Here is a 4,303-nt window from a genome sequence, read left to right on the forward strand (position 1 = left end):
CCTGCGACACCTCGCGCGTGGCCATCACGTTGGCCACGCAGCGCCTGATGACCGCCAGTTTTGATGACTTCGCCCTGCGCTACCCGCACGAAGGGCTGCGCGGCGGTTTTATCTACAAAACCGTGCCCCACGTCACGCTCAAAAGCATTGCCAACAATGCCGAGATCGACGCGATTTATGAGCGCATGCACCCGGCCATCGCATCGGCGCTGGCGGCGCTGAATGCGGCGCTCAAGACGCATGCACCGGCCACGCCTTACCCGGTGACCGAGGGCGCACGCAAAGGCCAGAAGCTGGTGCTGGGCCTGCAGGGGCAGGATTTGCAGGAATGGGAGGTGCCGTTCGACCTGCCCGCCGACTGGGCGGCCGAGTTGCAGGCGCCGCTGGCCCAGTTCCACACCGCCCGGCAAAAAATGCAGGCCGAGATGGACCGCAGCATTGCCGCCAACGCTGAAAGCGAAACCCTGTACGACCAACCCGAGCGTGACAAGACCAAGCTGCGCGTGTGCGGCCCGTTCACGGTGGAAGCCGTGCCCTTCCCCACCGTGCTATCACTAGAGGAGCTGCCGGCGCAAGCGGGGCAAGCGCAAGCGGCCGATTTGGCCGATATGAGCCTGGCCCGCAGCGGCCACACCAGCCGTCAGCACGCCTGGCGCGATGAGTTGCTGAAAACCGGCATCCGCGGCAAGGGTGGGCAGATGCTGCGCTTTGCCGAACTGGAGGTGTTGCCCGGCACCACCAGCGTGCACGCCAGCGGCAGCCTGGACACCGGCGAGCGCGTGGTAGTGAGCTTTGGCCCCGAGCACGGCGCGCTGGAGCAGCGCCAGGTGGAGCGCGCGTTGAACGAGGCGGGCGAACTGTTCCCCCGCCCCAAGATGATCGTGTTCTGCGCCTTCGCCTTCGACCCCGAGGCGGCCAAGGACATCGACGCGCTCAAAGGCATCACCGCACTGAAGGCGCAGATGAACACCGACCTGCTGACCGAAGACCTGAAAAAAGCCCGCAGCAGCAACCAGAGCTTCTGGCTCATGGGCCAGCCCGATGTGCTGCTGACGCAACTGCCCGATGGCCTGTGGCAGGTGGAGGTGAACGGCTTTGACTATTTCGACACGGCCAAGGGCGAACTGGTGTCGGGCGGCAAGGGCAAGATTGCCGCGTGGCAGCTCGATACCGACTACGACGGGCGCAGCCTGTTCCCGCACCAGGTGTTCTTCCCGATGGCGGGCAAGGACGAGGGCTGGATGAAGCTGAAAAAGGACATCCGCGCCGAGCTGGATACAGAGGTGCTGCAAGCCTTCACCGGCACCGTGTCGCTGCCGTTTGCTGCCGGTGACAACCGCACGGTGGCCGTGAAAATTGTGGACGACCGGGGCATTGAGTCGCTGAAGGTGATGCGGCTGGATGCTTCGGCAACCCAGGCATAAGGAGAGCGCAGTGCTGATTTCAAGACTCCAACTGCAAAACTGGCGCAACTTCAAAAAAATCGAGGTGGATTTGCGCGACCGGGTGTTCGTGATTGGGCCGAACGCCTCGGGCAAGTCCAACCTGCTGGATGTGTTCCGGTTTTTGCGCGATGTGGCCAAACCCAAGGGTGGGGGGCTGCAGCGCGCCGTGGAAATGCGCGGCGGCATGACCAAGGTGCGCTGCCTGCTGGCGCGCAGCAACCCGGAGGTGCTGATCGAGGTCGATCTGGCAGAAAAAATAGATACCCCGGCCATCTGGCGCTACTGCCTGGCCTTTCGCAGCGAGGGCAAAGGCAAGCAGCGGGTGGTGGTAAGCAAGGAGCGGGTGGAAGACTTGCGCACGGGCGCCGTGCTGCTCGACCGGCCCCACAACCCGGAAGACCAGGCAGACCGTGAGCGTTTGACGGAAACCAGCCTGGAGCAGGTCAACGCGAACAAGGATTTTCGGGACATTGCGCAGTTTTTTGGCGCACTGACTTATCTGCATCTGGTGCCGCAATTGCTCAAACATGCGGAGCTGGGCGCCAGCGTCTTGCTGGAAGGTGACCCTTTTGGCCAGTCGTTTCTGGAGCGCATTGCCAAAACCCCGGACCGCACCCGCGATGCACGTCTGAAAAAAATCGAATCGGCCCTGCGGGCCTGTGTGCCCAATATGCGCGACCTGAAATTCAGCCGCGACAACGCCACGGGCACGCCCCACCTGGAAGCGCTCTACGAGCATTGGCGGCCCGATGCGGGCTGGCAGCGTGAAGACCAGTTCTCTGATGGCACGCTGCGCCTGCTGGGCATCATGTGGAGCCTGCTCGATGGCGACTCTTTGCTGCTGCTGGAGGAGCCGGAGTTGTCGCTGAACGAGTCGATTGTTCGGCAGATTCCGCCCTTGCTGTGGCAGATGCAGCGCCGGGCAAAGCACCGCCGCCAGGTGTTTGTGACCACCCACAGCGAGGCCCTGCTGGAGCACAGCAGCGTGGACCCGCGCGATGTGCTGCGGCTGGAGCCTTCGGCCGAAGGCACACGCGTTGTGCCTGCCACAGCCCAGGAGCTGGAGTTGGTTGCGGCGGGCTACAACGTGGCCGAGGCCATGGTTCGCAAGGCCCCGCCAAGCCAGATTGAACAGCTTTCCATTTTTTAGCCATGGCCCAACCGCTGGACATCGCCCTGGTGGTGGAAGACGTTTTGAGCCTGGTCCTGATGGAGAAGGTGCTTGCGCATACCGGGCGCGGCTATACGGTGCTGCGGCCTCTGGTGGCGCGCGGGGTGGGCAATATGCGCAAATCGGTGTCCAAGTACCTGAACGCCAGCCGCGCTTTGCCCCACGTCGTCCTGGTGGATCTGGATCAGACGCCGTGCGCCCCGCAGTTGCGCGAACAGTGGGGGGTTGCCACTTTGCCTCGGTCCATGCTGTTTCGGGTGGCAGTGCGTGAGGCAGAGGCTTGGGTGCTGGCCGATCAGGAGGGGTTTGCAAGCTTTGCGGGCATACCGGTCAGCAAAATTTCTCCTGCGCCCGAGTCCTTGGCCGACCCCAAGCAAGAACTGATCAATCTGGTACGGCGCAGCCGCAACAAACGGCTGGTAGCAGAACTGGTGCCAGCGCAAGGCAGTGCGGTTTCGATTGGGCCGCTGTACAACGAGCGCATGCGCCAATTTGTCCATGAGCGCTGGAATGTGGACGCCGCCATGGCGCACGCCCCCAGCCTGGCGCGCACTTTTGATCGCCTGCAAACCTTTTTGAAGTGAAGCGCCTTGACCTCACCCACCTCCCTCATCATCAACTCAGCCTTCACCGAGCCGCAGCAGCACTGGGCCGAGAACCCCGACCGCACACTGAGGCGCGAGCCAGTGCGCCGCCCGGCGGGCTACGAGATCATCGACACGCGCGAGAACACGCGGCGGCAGGTGGCCATCCCGCTGGTGGACACCATCCGCGAGCGGGTGCGCCAGTGGCGCGCCGATGGCTGGCCGGGCACCACGGCGGTGACGCTGGCGCTGCTGCAGCACTGGTGGGATGCAGACAAGGTGTCGCGTCGCCAGTACCCGTTCTACTTTTGCCAGCTCGAAGCCATAGAAACGCTGATCTGGCACCTGGAGGCGCTGCCTGAATATCGGCAGGGCATCTTCATCGAGGGCGACGGCGGCGCGTTTGAACGGTTGTGCAACAAGATGGCCACGGGCAGCGGCAAGACTACGGTGATGGCTATGGTCATCACCTGGCAGGTGCTGAACGCGTTGACCTACCCCAAGTCGCCGCGCAAGTATTCCAGCGCCATTTTTCTGGTGGCACCGGGCCTGACGGTGAAGTCGCGCCTACAGGTGTTGATGCCGGGGCACGAGCAGAACTACTACGACCAGTTTGAGCTGTGCCCTTCCGAGGCGCTGCGGCAAAAGCTCAACCGGGCCAGCATCCTGATCGAAAACTGGCACACCCTGATGCCACTGAAAGAGCAAGAGCGCTCGGTGGTGAAAAAGGGCAAAGAGAGCGACGAGGCTTACACCCGCCGCGTGCTGGGCCCGCTGGCCAACGCCAAGAACCTGGTGGTCATCAACGACGAGGCGCACCATGCCTACCGCAAGCCCGCCGACATCAAGGTGAGCAAGGCCGAGGCCGAGGCGCTGGGCATTGACCTGGACGAGGCCACCCGCTGGGTGGAGGGGCTGGACCGCATCCACAAAACCCGGCGCATTGCGCGCTGCTACGACCTGTCGGCCACGCCCTTTGCGCCCACGGGGCGCAGCAACACCGAGGCGGGGTTGTTCAGCTGGGTGGTGTCGGACTTTGGCTTGAACGATGCCATTGAGGCGGGCTTGGTAAAGACGCCGCGTGTGGTGGTGCGTGACGATGC

At 63.5% G+C, this 4,303-nt stretch carries 3 protein-coding genes and 1 pseudogene; all 4 read left to right on the forward strand.

Going from position 1 to position 4,303, the window contains the following annotated elements; all coding sequences use genetic code 11:
- Positions 1 to 1,424: pseudogene (locus tag IBX54_RS13055) on the forward strand (site-specific DNA-methyltransferase); the annotation flags it as partial.
- A gap of 10 nt (positions 1,425 to 1,434) precedes the next feature.
- Positions 1,435 to 2,595 carry an AAA family ATPase gene (locus IBX54_RS13060; protein ID WP_041836131.1) on the forward strand — a complete coding sequence of 387 codons (1,161 nt, stop codon included), beginning with the start codon at positions 1,435 to 1,437 and terminating at the stop codon, positions 2,593 to 2,595.
- 2 nt (positions 2,596 to 2,597) lie between these two features.
- Positions 2,598 to 3,200, forward strand: a complete 603-nt coding sequence (locus tag IBX54_RS13065; RefSeq protein ID WP_047349253.1) for a DUF4276 family protein — start codon at positions 2,598 to 2,600, stop codon at positions 3,198 to 3,200.
- Between the two features lie 6 nt (positions 3,201 to 3,206).
- On the forward strand, positions 3,207 to 4,303 hold a 1,097-nt coding region (locus IBX54_RS13070; RefSeq protein WP_296543097.1), incomplete at its 3' end, for a DEAD/DEAH box helicase family protein.

The sequence above is a fragment of the Rhodoferax sp. genome, from assembly GCF_014859475.1.
Taxonomy (GTDB): Bacteria; Pseudomonadota; Gammaproteobacteria; order Burkholderiales; family Burkholderiaceae_C; genus Rhodoferax.

Bases quoted from the DNA above. Each gene is read 5' to 3' on its own strand.
- IBX54_RS13065 (WP_047349253.1), top strand. From the start codon at position 2,598: ATGGCCCAACCGCTGGACATCGCCCTGGTGGTGGAAGACGTTTTGAGC.